This window comes from Flavobacterium sp., from assembly GCF_035299005.1.
GTDB lineage: Bacteria > Bacteroidota > Bacteroidia > Flavobacteriales > Flavobacteriaceae > Flavobacterium.
In genome coordinates this window covers 17,729-37,274 of record NZ_DATGXL010000012.1, presented here as the reverse complement: position 1 = coordinate 37,274, position 19,546 = coordinate 17,729, and the positions used below count along the sequence as shown (strand labels likewise).

At 29.7% G+C, this 19,546-nt stretch carries 16 protein-coding genes; 6 read left to right on the top strand and 10 right to left on the bottom strand.

The window, feature by feature from the left end; translation table 11 throughout:
• Positions 1 to 81 precede the first annotated feature (81 nt).
• From VK164_RS06060 to VK164_RS06020, 9 genes are all read right to left on the bottom strand, one after another.
• Positions 82 to 870 (bottom strand): RNA methyltransferase, encoded by a 789-nt coding sequence (locus VK164_RS06060; RefSeq protein ID WP_324208505.1) that lies wholly within the window; start codon positions 868 to 870, stop codon positions 82 to 84.
• A 62-nt stretch (positions 871 to 932) separates the two neighbouring features.
• Positions 933 to 2,225: an amidohydrolase family protein gene (locus VK164_RS06055; RefSeq protein WP_324208504.1), complete on the bottom strand. Its 1,293-nt coding sequence runs from the start codon at positions 2,223 to 2,225 to the stop codon at positions 933 to 935.
• A gap of 2 nt (positions 2,226 to 2,227) precedes the next feature.
• Entirely contained in the window at positions 2,228 to 5,254 is a 3,027-nt protein-coding gene (locus VK164_RS06050; RefSeq protein WP_324208503.1) for an amidohydrolase family protein, read from the bottom strand.
• 83 nt (positions 5,255 to 5,337) lie between these two features.
• The gene (locus VK164_RS06045; protein WP_324208502.1) at positions 5,338 to 6,672 is read right to left on the bottom strand and encodes a DUF58 domain-containing protein; all 1,335 of its coding nucleotides are present in this window, start codon (positions 6,670 to 6,672) and stop codon (positions 5,338 to 5,340) included.
• A gap of 24 nt (positions 6,673 to 6,696) precedes the next feature.
• Positions 6,697 to 7,707, bottom strand: coding sequence for a MoxR family ATPase (locus VK164_RS06040; RefSeq protein ID WP_324208501.1), 1,011 nt, complete (start codon positions 7,705 to 7,707; stop codon positions 6,697 to 6,699).
• Positions 7,707 to 8,852, bottom strand: a complete 1,146-nt coding sequence (locus VK164_RS06035) for a DUF4350 domain-containing protein (protein ID WP_324208837.1) — start codon at positions 8,850 to 8,852, stop codon at positions 7,707 to 7,709. Before VK164_RS06035 ends, VK164_RS06040 begins: the two co-directional genes overlap by 1 nt.
• Positions 8,853 to 8,904: 52 nt before the next feature.
• Positions 8,905 to 9,609, bottom strand: a complete 705-nt coding sequence (locus VK164_RS06030) for a DUF4129 domain-containing protein (protein ID WP_324208500.1) — start codon at positions 9,607 to 9,609, stop codon at positions 8,905 to 8,907.
• Entirely contained in the window at positions 9,599 to 10,537 is a 939-nt protein-coding gene (locus VK164_RS06025; protein WP_324208499.1) for a hypothetical protein, read from the bottom strand. Before VK164_RS06025 ends, VK164_RS06030 begins: the two co-directional genes overlap by 11 nt.
• The gene (locus VK164_RS06020; protein WP_324208498.1) at positions 10,521 to 11,498 is read right to left on the bottom strand and encodes a stage II sporulation protein M; all 978 of its coding nucleotides are present in this window, start codon (positions 11,496 to 11,498) and stop codon (positions 10,521 to 10,523) included. The genes VK164_RS06025 and VK164_RS06020 overlap by 17 nt, the downstream gene beginning before the upstream one ends.
• A 20-nt stretch (positions 11,499 to 11,518) precedes the next feature.
• Here VK164_RS06020 and VK164_RS06015 point away from each other — a divergent pair, with 20 nt between their 5' ends.
• Complete coding sequence (locus VK164_RS06015; protein ID WP_324208497.1) at positions 11,519 to 12,259, top strand: RDD family protein; 741 nt, start codon at positions 11,519 to 11,521, stop codon at positions 12,257 to 12,259.
• Here VK164_RS06015 and VK164_RS06010 read toward each other — a convergent pair whose 3' ends face one another.
• On the bottom strand, positions 12,260 to 14,074 hold the full coding sequence (locus tag VK164_RS06010; RefSeq protein WP_324208496.1) for a gliding motility-associated C-terminal domain-containing protein: 1,815 nt from the start codon (positions 14,072 to 14,074) through the stop codon (positions 12,260 to 12,262).
• A gap of 112 nt (positions 14,075 to 14,186) precedes the next feature.
• Here VK164_RS06010 and VK164_RS06005 point away from each other — a divergent pair, with 112 nt between their 5' ends.
• Genes VK164_RS06005 through VK164_RS05985 form a run of 5 tightly spaced genes read left to right on the top strand, consistent with a single transcriptional unit; the run spans position 14,187 to position 19,440 of the window.
• Positions 14,187 to 15,164 carry a GNAT family N-acetyltransferase gene (locus tag VK164_RS06005; protein ID WP_324208495.1) on the top strand — a complete coding sequence of 326 codons (978 nt, stop codon included), beginning with the start codon at positions 14,187 to 14,189 and terminating at the stop codon, positions 15,162 to 15,164.
• Entirely contained in the window at positions 15,161 to 16,261 is a 1,101-nt protein-coding gene (locus VK164_RS06000; protein ID WP_324208494.1) for a DegT/DnrJ/EryC1/StrS family aminotransferase, read from the top strand. Before VK164_RS06005 ends, VK164_RS06000 begins: the two co-directional genes overlap by 4 nt.
• Positions 16,262 to 16,831: an acyltransferase gene (locus tag VK164_RS05995; RefSeq protein ID WP_324208493.1), complete on the top strand. Its 570-nt coding sequence runs from the start codon at positions 16,262 to 16,264 to the stop codon at positions 16,829 to 16,831.
• A gap of 1 nt (position 16,832) precedes the next feature.
• Positions 16,833 to 18,098 carry an O-antigen translocase gene (locus VK164_RS05990; RefSeq protein ID WP_324208492.1) on the top strand — a complete coding sequence of 422 codons (1,266 nt, stop codon included), beginning with the start codon at positions 16,833 to 16,835 and terminating at the stop codon, positions 18,096 to 18,098.
• Positions 18,091 to 19,440, top strand: coding sequence for a hypothetical protein (locus VK164_RS05985; protein ID WP_324208491.1), 1,350 nt, complete (start codon positions 18,091 to 18,093; stop codon positions 19,438 to 19,440). Before VK164_RS05990 ends, VK164_RS05985 begins: the two co-directional genes overlap by 8 nt.
• Positions 19,441 to 19,546 lie beyond the last annotated feature (106 nt).

Below are 19,546 nucleotides of genomic sequence, written 5' to 3'. Positions count from 1 at the left end.
ATTTTCTTTAACCAACTAAAAGTAAGGTTTTTTTTCTAATTGTGCAAATCTAGAAAATAGAAAAAAGGAAAAATATAATGACTAAAATCCGCGTTGTCTTTTGGCTTCGAATAACAAAATGGCTGCTGCAACAGAAACATTCATAGAATCGATTTCGCCTTGCATTGGAATGATGATGTTTTTGGTGCTTTCTGTTCTCCATTTTTCAGACAAACCTGTTGCCTCTGTTCCTACAACTAAAGCAGTAGGAGTAGTGTAGTTTTGGGTATGATATTCTGTTGAATCTTGTAAAGTAGCCGAATAAATATTGATGCTATTCGCTTTCAAATAAGCAATTACTTCTTCCGTAGTTCCAACAGCAATTTGTCTGGTAAATAAACAACCAACGCTTGAGCGAACGATATTTGGATTGTATAAATCGCTTTTTGGATTGGCTATAATGACAGCATCAATGTTTGCAGCATCTGCAGTTCTTAAAATGGCGCCTAAGTTTCCTGGTTTTTCTAATGATTCACCAACTAAAATTAGTGGATTTTTAGAAAGCTTTAAATTGGATAAAGCTAATGATTTTGTTTTGGCAATTGCTAAAATGCCTTCGGTTGTATCACGATAAGCTAATTTTTGATACACATCTTTTGAAATTTCTATTACGTTTAAAGGTTTAATTGTTAAATCGTTTAGTTGTTTTTCCGAAATGATATCAGATAAAAATAAAATTGTTTCTAATTCGTAACCTACTTTTAGTGCTAACTCAATTTCGCGTTTTCCTTCTATTAAAAAAGTGCCCGTTTGCTTACGAACTTTTGCTTTTTCTTGCAATTGGACTAACGATTTAATAAACGGATTTTGAACCGAGGTAATTTGTTTCATGAAATAGAAATTATAGTGCAAAAATACAAAAAAGCCTCTCATTTACTGAAAGGCTTCGTATCTTATTTTTTTTGTTGTTCAAATTTTCCTTTGTAGCGTTCGTATAATTCGGTATGGTGACTTTGTAAGCTAATTTGTCTTCCGTCGATAAAAGCGAATGAAATGATATTTGTTTTCATGTCTAAAGGATCTCCTTCAGAAATAAATAAAGTCGCACTCTTGCCTGATTCTAAAGTTCCATATTGGTTGTCAATTCCTAGAATTTTTGCGGTATTTCCCGTTATTAATTGTAATGCTTGTTCTTTTGAAAGTCCCCAAGCAGCACAAGTTCCTGCATAAAATGGAAGATTTCTGGTTTGCATACGTTCCATATCGCCAGCGTTTTCTAATCCGACTAAAACCCCTGCATCAACTAACATTTTTGCGTTTTTATAAGGTAAATTTACATCTTCATCTTCTAATAAAGGTAAATCGTGTACTCTTTTTAATAAAACTGCAACATTGTTTTCTTTTAATAGAGTTGAAACTTTAAAAGCATAGTATCCACCAACAATAACCATATTTTTAACATTGTTTTTCTTTTTAAACAATACCGCATCAATGATTTCTTTTTCTCCATTTACATGAATATATAATTTTTTTTCTCCATTTTGTAAACCTTTCATTGCTTCAAAAGGGATATCTTTTTTATTGTTTTTTGTATTTAAATAGGCAAAAGCATTGTTAAAATAGTCTTGTATTGCTTTTATTTGTGGTTCGTAATTTTTATTAGCTTCAATTCCTCCTGGTTCTGCCCACCAGCCTGCTCTTGAGTAGCTTCTTGGCCAGTTTAGATGAATTCCATCATTTTCTTTGATGGCTGCATCTTCCCAATTCCAGGCATCTAATTGTACGATAGATGAAGTGCCAGAAATTCTTCCTCCTCTTGGTGTAATTTGAGCTAATAAAACTCCATTTGGCCTTGTGGTTTCAGTAACTACAGATTCCGAATTATAGGCAATTATGCTTCTTACATGAGGATTAAATTCACCGATTTCACTTTCGTCATCGGAAGCTCTTACTGCATCAATTTCAACTAATCCTAATGTTGAGTTTGGAGCGATAAAACCTGGATACACATGTTTTCCAGAAGCTTCAATAACAATATCATGTTTAGCAGGTTTCATTATGGTAGCATCTCCGATAGTGGCTATTTTACCATCAATAATAGAAATTAAACTGTTTTCGATAACCTGTCCATTACCCAAATGGGCTTTGGCTCCAATGATTAAAATAGATTTACTTTGCTTAGGAGCAGGCGTTTGTTGGGCAAAACCTAAAAACGAAATAAATAAAAGAACTATATATTTTTTCATGACTAGTTGTATTTGTAGTGAGATTCTTTACAATATTCGCCTAATGTATCACAATGGTAATGACCTGTTTCTTTTTTCTTTGGCGCTTGTGTTTTCATTCCTTTGTTTTTTGCATCTAGCATTGCATTAATTAAGTCAGCTCTTTCTTTTTGAATTTGACTTAAAGTTTGATTTTCTTTTTCTAAATCATAGAAAATAATTCCGTCTATTATTGTTTTTTCAGCTTTCGTATAGATTGAAAGTGGGCTTTCTGACCAAAGCACAACATCCGCATCTTTACCAATTTTAATACTTCCCACTTTGTTATCTATTTGAAGAATTTTTGCTGGATTTAGAGTTACAAAATTCCAAGCTTCTTCTTCAGTTACGTTTCCATATTTTACTGTTTTTGCTGCTTCTTGATTTAAACGGCGCGACATTTCTGCATCGTCGGAATTAATTGAGACACTTACGCCTTGGCTTTGCATAATGGCTGCATTGTATGGAATAGCATCGTTTACTTCAAATTTATATGCCCACCAATCGGCAAATGTGGAACCTGCAACACCATGTGCGCTCATTTTATCGGCTACTTTATAACCTTCTAAAATGTGTGTAAAGGTTTGAATTCTGAAATTATAACGTTCGGCTAACTTCATTAACATGTTAATCTCAGATTGCACGTATGAATGACAAGTAATGAAACGTTTTTTTGCTAAAATTTCGCCTAAAATTTCCATTTCAATATCAAATCTGGGCATAATTTTATTTTTACCTTTTCCAGATTTGTATGCATCCCATTCGTTTTTATATTCGATTGCTCTGGTAAAATAATCTTCATAAACTTGTTCCACACCCATACGCGATTGTGGAAAACGATTACGAGCATTATCTCCCCAATTGGATTGTTTTACATTTTCTCCCAAAGCAAATTTGATGTACTTTGGAGCATCTTTTACTAGCATTTCATCTGGAGAATAACCCCATTTCAGCTTAATGAATGCGGCACGACCACCAATTGGATTTGCAGAACCATGTAATAAATTAGCTGAAGTGACACCACCCGATAAATTTCTATAAATATTAATATCATCTGAATTTACAACATCTTCTATAGTAACTTCGGCAGAAGAATTTTGTCCGCCTTCGTTTACGCCATTTGAAATAGCAATGTGTGAATGTTCATCTATGATTCCAGCGGTTAAATGCTTTCCTGTTCCGTCAACTACTTTTGCTCCTGAAGAAGGTAAGTTTTTACCAATTTTTGCAATTTTTCCGTTTTGAATTAAAACATCGGTTCCTTTTAAGATTCCTTCTTTTTCTCCAGTCCAAACGGTTGTGTTTTTGAATAAAATTGTTTCTTGTTTTGGTTTTTCTTTGGTGCCAAAAGCTATATTAGGAAAAGTAACTGCATACATTTCAGGTACTTTTGGTTCGTCTTTTTTGTCATCTTTTTTCTCTTCTGTATTTATAATTTCTTTTTTAATAGCTGTCCAAGTGGTTTCGTTTCCATTCTCTAAAACCGCTTTTCCTTGTATAAGGCCTTTCACGAAAGTTCCAGAAAGTCTTACGAAATTTGCTTTTGTAGTATCTTGATTTTTGATGACTAAGTTTACCCAAGGGTCATTAAACTGAATTTTTGTACCATAATTGATACTATCTCTACTAATTTTAGCTTCAATTTTTGAAGTTTCGCCTTCAATTTTTAATTCAAATTTTTGGTTGTCGAACGTTAAATCATATGTTCCTCTTATATCGGTTGGGTTAATTTTATCAATGATATTTCTATCTCCTTGCACCCAGTTTTCAAGAATAGTACTTTTTTCGTCAAATAAATCTCCAGATACGATGATGAAATTAGCTAATTTACCCTTTGTAATTGAACCTATTTTGTCAAATTGATTTACCAATTTTGCTGGATTTTCGGTTAAAGCTAGTAACGCTTTGTCTTTTGGAAGACCATACAAAACAGCTTTTCTTAAATTGGGAAGAAATGATTTTGTGTCTTTTAAATCAGCAGAAGTTATAACGAATGAAACATTGTTTTGAGCTAAAAGCTTCAAGTTAAAAGGTGCTTGATTCCAAAATTTCATATCGCTCAAACTTACTTGTTGTGCTAAATAGGGGTCAGAAACATCGTAAGCATCAGGGAAGTTTAAAGGAATAATATAAGTTGCTCCCGATTTTTTGATTTCTTCTATACGTTCAAATTCATTTCCACCACCTTTAATTAGAAATTTAATTCCAAATTCATCACCAAGTTTGTCGGCTCTTAAATCATTTAGTTTGTCACCCGCATTGAAGATTTGGAGTAATGATTTGTTTGCATTGAAAGCTTCTAATGATAAATCTTTATTAGTTGTATTTCCTTGTGCGTACCATTTTGCATCATGAAAAACTTGACGGATTAATGCCATGCTTCCCATCATTGAAGAGGGATAGCTTTGTTTGGTAAATTTACTTCTACTAAACGTAAAATGTTGAGAAATTTTCTCTTTTATAATTCTATCTGCATTGGTAGCTTTATCATTTAAGGTCCAAAAAAGTCCAGTTCCAGCTATAACACCATCATTATGATGACTCAATATAGACCCAAAACCAACTTCTCTTAAATTTCCGGCTGCTTTTTCGTCGTAACTTAAGTTTTCATAAGCATTATATTCTGGTTTGATGTGGTCGTTCCAATAATAACCTTCACGATTTGTATCGTATTGCGGTGTGAAGTTGCCATTAGGTCTAGCAGTAGGTTTATTGATACCAAATTCGCTATACAATTCAATGAAAGATGGATAAATTGTTTTTCCAGTTGCATCAATAATAGTTGCCTCTTTAGGTATAGCTATCATAGTTCCAACATCAACAATTTTGTTTTCTTTGATAAGTAATGTTGCTTTCTCTATTTTTTGAGTAGCCGAAATATAAATAGTTGCATTGGTTAGTGCAAAATAGTTTTTGAAACTTTGTTTTACACCATCATTTTTAGGAAAATACTCTTGGGCTTTCACTGAAAAGGAAAGCAAGAATACTAACAATAACGATAAGTATCTCATGTTTTTTTGTTTAGTAAAGGCTAAAGATAAAAATTATCTTATTATAAAAAATTATCAGAATTGGAATTTAACAATTGTTGTTATTATAGAATTCCTCTTGCTTTAATTTCAAGATATTTATTTATAGTGTCTAAAGTCAAATGTTCGGGTTGGGTTAAAACCGAATAGATACCATATTTTCTTAGTTCGTTAACGATTAATCGTTTTTCAAAAGCAAATTTTTCAGCAATTACTTTGTCATAGATTTCCTGAACGTTGCTTGCTTTTTGATGTATTAATTCGTCTAGTTCTGTATTGTTAAAAAAGACTACTACAAGTAAATGATTTTTTGCAATTCCTTTTAAATAGGGTAATTGTCGGTATAATCCGTCTAAAGTTTCAAAATTTGTGTAAAGCATTATTAAGCTTCGTTGATTAACATGCTTTTTAACATCGACATACAAACGACTAAAATCGCTTTCAAAGAAATCTGTTTTTATATTATATAAGTTTTCCATGATTTGTTGCATTTGACTTTGTCGTTTTTCTGCAACCACACGATTTTCAACTTTTTTAGAGAAAGCAAACATTCCTGCTTTGTCTTGTTTTTTAAGAATTACATTTGACAAAACTAAAGTAGCGTTTATGGCATAGTCTAACAAACTTAATCCATTAAAAGGCATTTTCATTACACGCCCTTTATCAATAACCATATACACATTTTGTGATTTTTCATCTTGGAATTGATTTACCATTAATTGGTTTTTCTTTGCAGTTGCTTTCCAATTGATGGTTCTCAAATCATCACCTTGTACATATTCTTTGATTTGCTCAAACTCCATTGTGTGCCCCATTCTTCTAATTTTTTTCAATCCATATTGAAATAAATTATTAGAAAACGCCATCAAATCATACTTTCTTAATTGCATGTAGGATGGATACGTTGGTACCATCTGATTGTTATCAAATGTAAATCTTCGACTAATTAAACGAAGGGGAGATGCTACATAAATATTCAAATTTCCAAAAGAATATTCGCCACGTTCAGTAGGTCTTAAAAAATATTTGTAATCGTCTTTTTCTTGTGCTTTTATTCTTCTTTTTACTTCAAAATTTCGTTGTTGAAATTGAAATGGAATTTCGTCAATAATTTTTAAATGAACAGGAAATGTATATTGATTGTTTAGTACTATTCTAATTTCATTTTCATCACCATTGGATAGTTTTTCCGCAATGTTTCTCATACCAATTACTTTTTTGTTGGATGCAAAAAGTATTAAAATATCGATAACAGAGAAAGCAATTAATATGTACAATAAATACCAAGCCGCATTGAAAAACATAGGAAAAAAGTAAGCTATAATAAATAGCAAAATGATTCCCATCAGACAATAAAAAAGGAAGTTATTGAGATAAAGTTGCTTAAAAAATTGAACCATTGGTTGAAATTATATTGAAATTAATTATCTTGGAATTTCTACAGAATCTACAATTTGTTTGATAATTTCGGTACTTGTAATTCCTTCCATTTCGCGTTCTGGAGTGACTACAACACGATGTTGTAAAACCGGAATTGCCGCGTCTTTAATGTCGTCTGGTGTTACAAAATCTCTTCCTCTCAAGGCAGCAAAACCTTTAGCTGCATTTAAAATTGCAATTGAGGCCCTTGGTGAAGCCCCTAGGTATAAAAAGGCATTTTCACGTGTATTTAGAACAATTTTTGCGATGTATTCAATTAAATTTTGCTCAATTAGAATTTGTTTTACCAATTCTTGAAATTCAATGATATGACTTTGCGAGATAATGGTTGCAATAGCGCTCATTTTATCACGGTTTTGTAATTCATTTTCTTTTTGAATAATATGAATTTCCTCAGTTAAGTTTGGATAATCGATATTGATTTTGAAAAGAAAACGGTCTAATTGTGCTTCAGGTAAGCGATAAGTTCCTTCTTGTTCAATTGGATTTTGTGTTGCAATTACTAAAAATGGTCGGTCCAAAACATAAGTTGTACCATCGGCAGTAATTTGACGTTCTTCCATAACTTCAAAAAGGGCAGCTTGCGTTTTTGCCGGAGCACGATTGATTTCGTCAATTAATACAAAATTGGAAAATATAGGTCCTTTTTTAAACTCAAATGTAGATTTTGATAAATCAAAAACAGATGTACCAATAATGTCTGAAGGCATTAAATCTGGAGTGAATTGTATACGACTAAAATCTAAAGACAATGTTTTTGCTAAAAGTTTTGCACTGATGGTCTTAGCAACACCAGGAACTCCTTCTAATAAAACGTGTCCGTTTGATAAAACTGCTACCAAAAGTTGATCAATCATTTTATTTTGACCCACAATTACTTTAGCAATTTCTGCTTTTACTTTTTGAACATTCTCTTGTAACGGTTGTAAATTGATACGTGCTTCAAAATTTACATTTTCGTTTTGTTCATTATTAGTTTCAAAATTATTTTCCATTATAAATTGATTTTTTCTAGTAGTTCGTTAAAAGTAATTAATTCTTTTTCAGTTGTTTGTGATTGATTTCTAATTTTTTTAATCATTCTTACCACATTTTCTATAGCTATTTTATCTTTTCCTGTTTTTTGGTGTAGTCTATTGATAAATGTTTCATCTAAATTAAAAGTATCAATATAATATTCATTTCTAATTTTTTCTAGTAAGAAAACGATTTTCTTTTCGGCAATATTTTGATGATCTTTTTCTTGATAATATAAATTCCCTATGGTTTTTGTGAAATCTATTGTAGTATTTTTCAAAGGTTCTTTAATTGGAATTATACGTTGTCTTCTCTTGGCATTAAAAATCATAAAAATGATAATGCTGATTAATGCCAGAAACCAAGCCCATTTTAAAGCAGGTTGACTTAAGATGTATCTCAAAGGTGATTCTGCTAAGTTTTGATTTTCGTATTGATTTACATACCAAAAAATTTTATCTTTAGGTGAAATGTAGCCCAAAACATCTTGTGTGTATTTTGCATTATCTTTTAATAAATAATAATTAGTAAAGGCAACAGGCTGTATATGCAAATAAAATGCTCCATTTCGATAAGGAACTCTGATGAAATTTGCATGGCTTTTGCCTTGTGCATCTATTTGTGTTCCTAAAACAGTTGTATATGTTGAATCAATTTTTGAAAAATAAACATCATTTACTTCTTTATTAAAATAAAAATTATCTGTTTTTTGATTGTGAGCTACTTTAAACTGAACAGAATCCATAAAAGTAGCACTTTGTGTTATTTCAAAATGTAGTGAGTCTGCTAATTTTTCTGGAAATTGAGTATTGCTTAAAAAGGCATTATTACCATGACTTACAAAATATAGAAGTTCATCTACTGAAATATCATCTATGCTAAACGTATTGTCAATATGTAAAAATGTTCCAGAAATATCATAAATGGAGTCTTCAATGTTGTAATTTTTATCAAAAAATTCATAAGGTGTTTCACCAAATTTGGTGATTTTTTGAGGATTGAAAATGTTCTTACTCTCGTTATCAAAAACATAAAGGCCAAAGGGAATTTTTTCTCTTAATGAATAACTTGGTCGCCAATCGATTGGTTTCTTTTTGTTGGCATCAGCAAAGATGATTCCCACCAAAATGAGAACTAAAAGGAATATATATATTTTTAAGCTTCTAGGCATTGTGTCATTTGGCTATTAGTTTTAAAAAAGATGCTTCAATTTTTGAAAAATCAATGTTGTCTATTTCAAATTCTCCATACCAGCTGTATTCATAAACATAGGATAGGAATTGAAACTCTTTTTTTAAGGTTTCATCTTTAATTTCATTAAGATAATCTCCGTTGGTTTTTTCAATATCCCATTCAATTTTACCTTTATCAGTAAGCGATTTTAATAGCCATAAATAATAATAACGAACAGCTAATCGATAATTATTAGAAGTTATTGATTTTGTAATTATGGTTTTAAAATCTAACGTATGAATGTTTTCTTCTTCGTGTTCAGTAACAAGAATTTTCTTTGAGGATTTACTAAAAATCCAGCCACCTTCTTTGTTTATGATAATTTTTACAATCATATATACCACGAAAAGAATCACTAAAATGGCCAAAATTTTCATTAAAATTTCAAGCCCACTTAGTGTTTTTTCTGAGCTGCCAAAACTAAATAAACGTTCGAAAAAGTTACCTACAGCTCGCCAAAAACGTTCCCAAGCTGAAGAATCAACCGAAGTTATTTTTTCTTCATAATTAAATTCTTCATCATTGTATTTTTCTTTTAAATTGTTAAATTTTCTTGATTGATATGGTATAGAATCAAGTTTACTTTCGGCAAAAGCAAAACAGCTTCCCAAGAAAAGGATGAAATAAAAAAATAATTTACTCTTCATTTGTTCCTATTGAATCAATACTATTAATGACACTAATATTTTCTTGTTCTTCCCTAATGCTATAATAAATTACACCTTGATTGATTAGGATTATATTCTGCAATGTGTAATTGAATAAAATCGAAATAATCATGATAACTGTTAACAGAATAGTTACAAAAGAAAAAGCTTTTTCTGGGTCTTGTTGAATACCTTCAGGGTTTACCATAATGGAGGCTATCCCAATAAAATAAGGAACCATGATTAAAATTCCCAATGTAATTTGTACAATGGTTTGCATTACAAAGTTTGATCCTATTACAGGCCAAAATTTACTTCTTAATAATTCATATCCTTTAATTAAGGCTTCAAAATAGCCAGCATCTGTAGAAATATAATGGTAGTAAGATAATGAAATCCAACTTGTATATGTAGGAATAAGTATAAACAATAATGGAATACCAATGATAACAAAAATTAATAAAAAGGTCAATGCCATCAATATGAAAAGAATTGGAATAGCAACGAAAATTGATATAATATAGAAAATTATTGTTTTCCCAATTTTACTTTTGATGTATTGTATAAGATTTTGATTATTTCTTTCTTGATTTTCTTCAATTAATTTCAGATAAGCAACAGGATAAATATAATTAATAAGTGAAGCTAAAATAATTAATAAAATCATTCCAATTCCAAATCCTACAAATAGAGGTAAATCGGATAAAATGGTATTTAGAAAAGCTTTGTCATTATTTGTTCTTGCTGCTGTATATGCTCCATCAAGGAAAATTTTCATGAAAAAATAAAGAATTACTACAAGCAATAACAGAAGACCACCATTGATGATGAAGTAATTTTTGAAATAATTTTTTCCTTCTAACTTAAACAAGTTAAAAGTATCACCAACAAGCGCACTAAAGTCTCTTTTTTTATATAGTTGAAACATTATTTTTAATTTTATTATGAACGATAAATGGGTAAACTAAGTAATAAAAACTTATTAGTGATAGTGTAACTAAAATAATTCCAATACTTAAAAAAGTGGGCATTTCCATGGAATATCTGGTTATATAACCTTCTAAAAATCCTGCCGCAAATGTAAAGGGCATGGTGCTTAAAAATATTTTAAAACTATTTTTGAATCCAATTTTAAAAGAGTTCATTCTAGAGAATGTTCTTGGAAATAATATACTAGCTCCAAGAATAAATCCAGCACCAGCTTCTATTATAATTGCAAAAATTTCCATTGACCCATGAATCCAAATGCCACGAACACTTTCCCAAAAAACACCACGTTGGTAAAAGAAATATTGAAAGGAACCAAGCATTATAGAATTTTGCATTAAAACATAAAAAGTTCCAATGCCTAAAAAGATTCCAAAGAAATAGGAGAGTGCACCTACACGCAAATTATTTAAGGTAATGCCAATAAAACTACCCCAATTACTCCCTGATTTATAAACTGCAACAGGATTTCCATCCTCAATATTTTCTAGAGTCATGTTTACATATTGGTCGCCAAGTATGAGTCGAACAAAGTTTTCATCATTATGGGCTGAAACAACACCGATTGCCGTTAATAATCCAAAAAGAATGAATGCGTATAAAATATATCTGCGATATTCATAAACTAAAAGAGGAACTTCGGTTTTAAAGAAATAAACCAATCTATTTGTCTCAGTTCTTTTAGTTTTATAAATTTTTTGATAGGTTTGTGCAGCTAAATGATTCAGATAAATAACGGTTTTACTTTTTGGATAGTACGTTTGTGCGTATGACAAATCATTAACCAAATGTATATACAGATGCGCTAAGTCATCTGGATTTTTTTTAGCTTTACCAAAAATAGCTTGTTCAAATTCAAGCCATTTTTCTTTATTTTGTTTAATGAATGCAACTTCTCTCATGAATTGCTAAAATATAAAATATGACACAATTATCAATAAATACGACCCAAAATGTAAATATTAATTTTATCGCAGCTTCTGTTGGTGATAGAATTTTGGCACAACTACTTGATTTACTGGTTAAAATAGCCTATGGTGTCTTAGTTTTTTTTATGTTTCAAATTTTCGAATTAGAGAATTTATTTCAAAATTTAGATCAATGGTCAATTATTGCCATAATTTCTATTATTGGATTACCAGTTATGTTTTATTCCCTTGTGCAAGAAAGCTTTTGGGAAGGGCAAACAATTGGAAAAAAAATCATGAAATTAAAAGTGATTAAATTAGATGGCTATCAAGCAAGTTTTGGTGATTATTTAATCAGATGGTTGTTTAGATTGGTTGAAATTTCCATCGGGTATGGTGTAATCGGTTTAATTGCTATAGTATCGAGTAAAAAAAACCAACGTTTGGGAGATATGGCTGCAGGAACGGCAATAATCACATTGAAAAACAATATCAACATTAATCACACTATTATTCAAGATATTAATGCCGATTATGTACCTACTTATCCTTTAGTGATAAAACTTTCAGATAATGATGTTCGGATTGTAAAAGAAACTTTTGAAGCAGCAATAGTGCAGAGAGATTATGTAACTATTGTGAAATTGAGAGAAAAAGTAGTGAACGTAACCGGAATAAAAAATCAATCGGGGACAGATAGTGATTTTATCAGAACTCTTTTAAAGGATTACAATTATTACACGCAAAACATGTAATTATCGATTGATGTATAAATAACCAGTTAAAGGTTCTGGATAGTTAATATCATTAAGATACAAGATGTAAAAGTATGTTCCAGAAGGAGCTATCTTTTCCCCAATGCCATCTGCTACATAACCATTCCAATCGGGTTTACTGTTATCTCCTGTCCATAAATGTTTTCCCCATCGATTGTAAATTTCTAATTTAAAATTCACAAAAATATCTCGTAATCCTTCAATATAAAAAGTATCATTTGAATAATCATTATTTGGAGAAACTGCATTGTAAATCGTTGGAGGACAGTTTTCTGTAAGTAGTTGAAAAGAGGTTATGGTGTTGCAAAATTCATTTTCTATTCGGATAAATATTTCTTTTGGAGTTGTAAGTGCTTCGTAATTATTTGAATTTAAAATTGGATTTATTCCAGTGTTGGCATCAGTATAATTTTCATGAAATGTTACTATATGAGTAGGATCAGTCTTTACGATACTTTCATAGCTAGAAAAATCAAAGTATCCTCGGGTTAAACCTAAATTGCATGAAATTAAATTTTCTAGAGAATTAACTTCTGGAGAAACAATTAATTCAATAGGTAGAAGGAAAGTATTATTGTTTTCGTTAAGTTCGGTTACAATTCCAATACCATTTCCTGCGTCATCCACGACAGCTAATAAATTAAAATTTAAAGGCACCGAATTTGGAATAGCTACTGTAAAAAATCCATTCTCGCTACCGCCAATTGGAATACTATTTTGTGTAAAGGTTGTGCCTATAGCTTGTCCGTCAGCATAAAAAGTGATTGGTGTATTAGATTGTAGAACTTCAGTACTATTGGTGTTTGAAACTGTAAAATCGATGGTAACTTCTCTTGAATTGCAATTGGTTATGGGGTTACTAGTTACAATAGTTGCATCGGGTAATTGACTGTTGAGTTTTGTTACAATAGTATTCAACATTACATAATCTTGAGCTGATTGTAAAGATACTGTTGCAGAGGTAGTTCCAGGTATAATATAATTCTCAATAGAATAAACATCTAAATCCATATTGTACAAGACTATTGAGTTGGTTTCGGTATTTGTACCATTAAATGCATTGTTGCTTGGATTTATGCTATTACTCAGAATATTTGTATTTCCATTTGAAGTAAAGCTAAGTTGTTCACTTTGTTGAATGAATCGATCACCTTCCCAAGCAATGAAACCAATTTTTGCTCCTGTATTACTAATTAAATATAAATTATTTAAGCTGATAGTTTTTGAGTCAATAGTTGGGTAATTCGGAGAAAGAGCTTCTAAACCTTGATAGATATTAATTTGGTTCAGTGTCAAATTTGGATTTTCAAAAACAATCAAAATTGCCCAGCCAGCAAATTGTGTTGCATTATTGTAATAAGTAGTTACTAAGCTATTTAAATCAAAATCAGAAAGCGTGTATGTGCCATTTCCTGTTGTTTGAACAAAACTTGTAATATCTTTAAAAGCACTAAAATAAGTCAGATTACTTGATGTACCAACCACATTACTTAAAATGTCAGGAGTTATATCTACTCCGTTAAGTTTTACCTCTAAATCTCCACTGCCACTTCCTGCCCAATATAAATAAGCAGCAATGACATTGTCGTTACTTTGTAAATTTAGGGTTGCGGAAGATTGAGTATTTAAAAAAGTTGGGTATTGAAATGTATTTTCGTCAGGATTTAAAGTGTTTCCAATAAAGGTAAAATCATATCTCCCGTTAAGTTGGTTAAATAAAGAAATATCCTGACCTTTAACAAAAGTTGGAAGCAGTATACAAAACAAGAAAATAAGGCCAATAATTCTTTTCAACGTATTGTTTTTGAGAAATTTTGGTTCCAATTTACTATATTTTTTTTAAAAAATAGAATATTGAAACTTTGTCAACTAAAAAATTAGTAATTTTCCGCAATTAAAATAAGTTTTGAAGAATTACGTCGTTAAAAAATATCAATCAACAAATTATTCGCTTTGGAATGAATTTGTAGCAGCTGCTAAAAATGCTACTTTTTTATTTCACAGAGATTTTATGGAATATCATAGCGATAGATTTCAAGATTATTCATTATTAATTTTTGACGAAAAAGAAAATCTGAAAGCTATTTTACCTGCAAATAAATTAGGGAATACTATTTATTCACATCAAGGATTAACTTATGGAGGATTGGTTTTAAATCAAAAATCAAAATTGCAAGATGTGCTTGAAATAACATATAATATATTGCGTTATTTGGATGAAAATGAAGTGTTAAAATTACATGTAAAACAATTACCATCAATTTATACCAACTTTCCAGCGGATGAAATGGAGTATTTGAGTTTTATTTTAAATGCTAAATTGGTGAGAAGAGATAGCTTATCAGTTTTAGATTTGAAAACAGATTATAGTTTTTCAAAAGACAGAAAACAAGCTATAAATCGGGGTATTAAAAATAATTTGAAGGTCAAAGAAGAAACTGATTTTAAAACATTTTGGAATGAAATTTTAATTCCTAATTTAGAACAAAAATATAATGCAAAACCAGTGCATTCACTAGAAGAAATAAATTTTTTAAAATCAAAATTTCCAAATAATATTAGGCAATTTAATGTGTATAAAGATGAGGTAATTGTTGCAGGAACAACCATGTTTGTTTATGATAAAGTTGCTAAACCTCAATATATTTCTGGAACTTCAGATAAAAATGGATTAGGAAGTTTAGATTTTTTATATGAATTTTTAATATGTGAATTTAAAGAAAAAGAATATTTCGATTTTGGACCTTCAAGCGAAGAGAATGGAAAAAAAATAAAGGAAGGTATTTTATTTTGGAAAGAATCTTTTGGAGCAAGAACAATTGTTCAAAATTTTTATGAAATTGAAACTAAAAATTATCCACTTATAGAAAATGTATTGATATGATTCCTTTTCTTAACTTAAAAAAAATAAATCAACCGTTTGAAACGGCACTACAAGAAAAAATGAAGCAGTTTCTTGAAGGTGGTTGGTATATTTTAGGAAGTGAAGTCAAAACATTTGAAGTTGATTTTGCAAACTATTGTGGTGCAAAGTATTGTGTAGGTGTAGGAAACGGTTTAGATGCTTTAGTCTTAATTTTTAAAGCTTATATCCAATTAGGAAAAATGCAAAAAGGTGATGAAGTTATTTTGCCTGCAAACACCTATATTGCTACTATTTTAGCTGTTTTACAATCCGATTTAGTTCCAGTTTTAGTGGAACCTAAATTAGATACTTACAATATTAATCCGGATGTAATAGAAGAAAAAATAACTGCCAAAACCAAAGCTATTCTACCTGTGCATTTATATGGACAATTGTGTGAGATGGAAAAAATAGATACAATTGCTCAAAAATATAAATTATTAGTAATTGAAGATGCTGCTCAAGCACACGGGAGCCTGTTTTCCAAAACTAAAAAAGCCGGAAATTTATCTGATGCTGCTGCTTTTAGTTTCTATCCAGGAAAAAATTTAGGTGCTTTGGGTGATGCAGGTGCTATAACAACTAATGATGATGCATTAGCAGCTGTTTTATATTCACTTCGAAATTATGGCTCTAAAGTAAAATATCAAAATGAGTTTTTAGGTGTAAATTCGCGTTTAGATGAATTACAAGCGACTTTTTTAAATGTAAAATTACCTTGCTTGGACAAAGAAAACAACACAAGAAGGCAAATTGCAAAACGCTATCTTTCCGAAATTAAGAATAATAAAATAGTATTACCACATTGGGACGGAACGGATAATCATGTGTTTCATTTATTTGTGATTCGTACTGCAAACAAAAACCAATTACAAAAATATTTGCTAGATAACGGTGTTGAAACAATGATTCATTATCCAATTCCTCCACATAAACAAAAAGCTTTGAGTTGTTGGAATAATTTATCATTTCCGATTACAGAAAAGATTCATGATGAGGTGCTGAGCATTCCATTGAATGCAACTTTAACCGAAGAGGAAATCCAACTTATTATTACAACTATAAACAATTATTAAATGGGAATTTTGCATCAACTGAAACAATTCGCTTTTGTAAATCTTCGTATTTTTAAATACAAGAGTTTGTCAAGTTGTCAACAAGTTTTGGGGCAACCTAAATTATATCATCCATTACTTTTGAATGGAAAAGGAAAAATTTCGTTCGGAAAAAACGTCCAAATAGGTGTGCTTAACTCACCAAAATATTACACGCATTATTCTTATTTTGAAGCAAGAAATTTAGAAAGCGAAATTATCATTGGAAATAATGTTACAATAAACAATAATTGTTCTATTGAAGCACTTTTAAAAATAACAATTCAAGATGACGTTTTGATTGGAATTAATTGTGCAATTTTGGATAATGATGGGCATGATTTAACTATAGATAAGAGACTTTCTGGAATTCCAAAATCTGAAGAAATTATAATTGAAAAGAATGTCTTTATTGGAGACAATGTTACTATTTTGAAAGGAGTTACAATTGGAGAAAATTCAGTTATTGGTAATGGTGCTATTGTAACTAAGAATATTCCCGCCAACGTAATTGCTGTCGGAAATCCTGTAAAAATTATTAAAGAAATTTAATTTGAGTTTTTTTGAACGACATAAGCTACTTAAAGTTTTATCACTAAATGCATTTAGTGTGTTGGTTCAATTTGTATTAGGGATTTTTTCTGTGCGAATTATTTCTGAGTTTTTAGGTCCAAACGGAATGGCGTTAACTGGTAATTTCAGAAGTTTTACTAGTCTGTTCAAATCGATAAGTATCCTAGGTTTAAAAGAAGGATTAATTAAATTGTTTTTAGAAAATTCAGAAAGTAAAGAAGAAAAAAATAATGTGATCTCCTCATTTTTAGTTTTCTTTTTATTGATTTCTTTTTTTTTAGCTTTTTTAATTTTATTTTTTGCGGAAGATTTTAGTGTATATCTTTTTAAAGAGATACTATTTGCAACTTATTTGCGATATTTTGCAGTACTATTGCCGTTTTTTGTATTACAAACATTGCTGGTTACTATTTTTAATGCCAATCAAGAATTCAAAAAAATAGTTGGAATTCAAATCGTAACAAATATTCTTTTGTTTGTGAGTTCTTTTTATTTTATCTATAAGCAAAATTTAGAAGGTGCTTTTTTTGCAATTGCAATTGCTGATTTTATAAGTTTTGTAGTAACCTTTTTTTTTGTTAGGGAACGGTTTGTTTTTTCTTTTAAATTTCAGTCAAAATATTTAAAAACCATCTCCAAATTTATTGTAATGGCTCTAGTTAGTGCCATTGTAATTCCTGTTACTGCTATTTTAGTTCGTAATTATATTATAGACAATTCAAATTTATATGATGCTGGAATTTGGGAAGCAATTACAAGAATTTCTGGTTTTTACATGATGTTTTTTAATGCAGGACTATCGTTGTATTATTTGCCAAAGTTATCAGCTTTAAAAACGGATGATGAATTTAAAGCCGAATTAAAATATTACTTTAAAATATTAGTTCCAGTTTTTATTGGAGTGCTTATATTGGTTTTTTTATTAAAAGATATTATAATTTCAATCGTATTAACTTCGGATTTTAAACCAGTGAGTGAATTTTTAATTTGGCAACTTTTAGGTGATTTATTTCGCATTATGACATTGGCATTTGGTTTTCAAATTTTGGTAAAAGCAATGGTTATAAAGTATGTTCTGGTTGAGTTAATTTATAATGTATTATTTTTAATATTAAGTTTTTTTCTATTTGATTCACTTCATTTGAATGGAATCATGCAAGCGTATGTAATTGCAAATGCAATTACTTTTTTGATGGTTTTATTTATGTTTAGTAAATTATTTTTTAAAAAACGCAACAATGATTGAAAAGATATTGAAAAAGATAAATAAGTTGCTTGGCAGTTTATTAAAAAGGCCAATTAGAAGTTTAGTTTTATTTGGAGTGCTATTCAGAGCGTTCTTTTTTTTATTTTTCTATACTTCAATAACCATTTTTCCTGATTCTGATGGTTATATCGAATTAGCAAACTTTGTTTCTTCTTTCAATTTAAAAGGTTATCATGGATTACGCTCTTTAGGATATCCAATAGTTATTTCTTTTTTCAATCAAAATCTGTACTTAGTTCTCTTGTCACAATTTATAATTGGAGTAATTTCTATGATCTTGTGGTTTAAAATTCTTTTAAATTTTAAATTTAGTTTAAAATCAAGCTTTATAATTACTATTTTCTTATCTAGTTTTATCAATATTTTCTTTTATGAAACTTGCATTTTAGTTGAGTCTTTAGTGTTATTTATGATGTCTGTATTGTTTTATTTAATTTCGATTAAAATTTTAGATAGATTAAATATAGTTTCACTTATTGGATTGAGTTTGTTCTTTTCTTACTTGGTTTTAATTAAGCCTTTTTATGCTTTTTTACCTTTTTTATTTTTACTTTTTTTATTTCTTAAAAAGCCAAAATTGAAAACCATACTTTCTCAAAATTTAATACTAATAGTTTTTTCTTTATTTGCTTATTATGGTTGGTGTTATGTTAATAAAGTTAATACAGGCTACTTTGCTGCAACGTCGTATTATGGTTTAACTAATGCTCAAAATTGTGTTTATTTTGCGGAGAAAACACCTGAAGAGTTTGATTGGATTTCAAAACCTTATGTTCAATACAGAGAAAAGGCGATAAAAGAAAACAAAGATGTAGCGATGTCTATTTGGTTTGCTTATGAAGATGGTGCTTATGATAAATACAATTTGACTTTTCAAGAATTTTCAATTGAGTTAGGAAAGTTTGCAAAAGTTGCTATCAAAGAAAATCCTTTAGATTACGCAAAGCAAGTTATTTTTAGGTCGTGGTTTAACTTTTGGAAGCCAACTATAAAGTTTAATGATTCAAAATTTAATTTTAAGTATGGGAATAAGTTGTGTATGGGAATTTGGTACATTCAATATGCTATTTTAACGTTTTTTAGATTGCTTTTTGTTATATCGATTCCCTATTATTTATACCTTTTTTTCAAAACGAAAGACTTGTCAAATGAGGTTATTAGTGTTGTAATCGTATTTTCAAATTCTATTTTGCAAGCATTAGTTACTTTTGGTACAAATGATAGATATAGTTTTCCGTTTGAATTTATTATGATTATTGTTGTTTTGTTATTTCTTAAGGATAAAATTAAGTTGAAAAGAAATAAAATAGGTCTTGTTTGAAAATTTAAAAAATATCGTTTTCTGGATCGAAATAAAAAAATCAATCGAAACTTGATAATTAGAATAAAATTACTATTTTTGCACCCAATTTTATAACAATAAATAT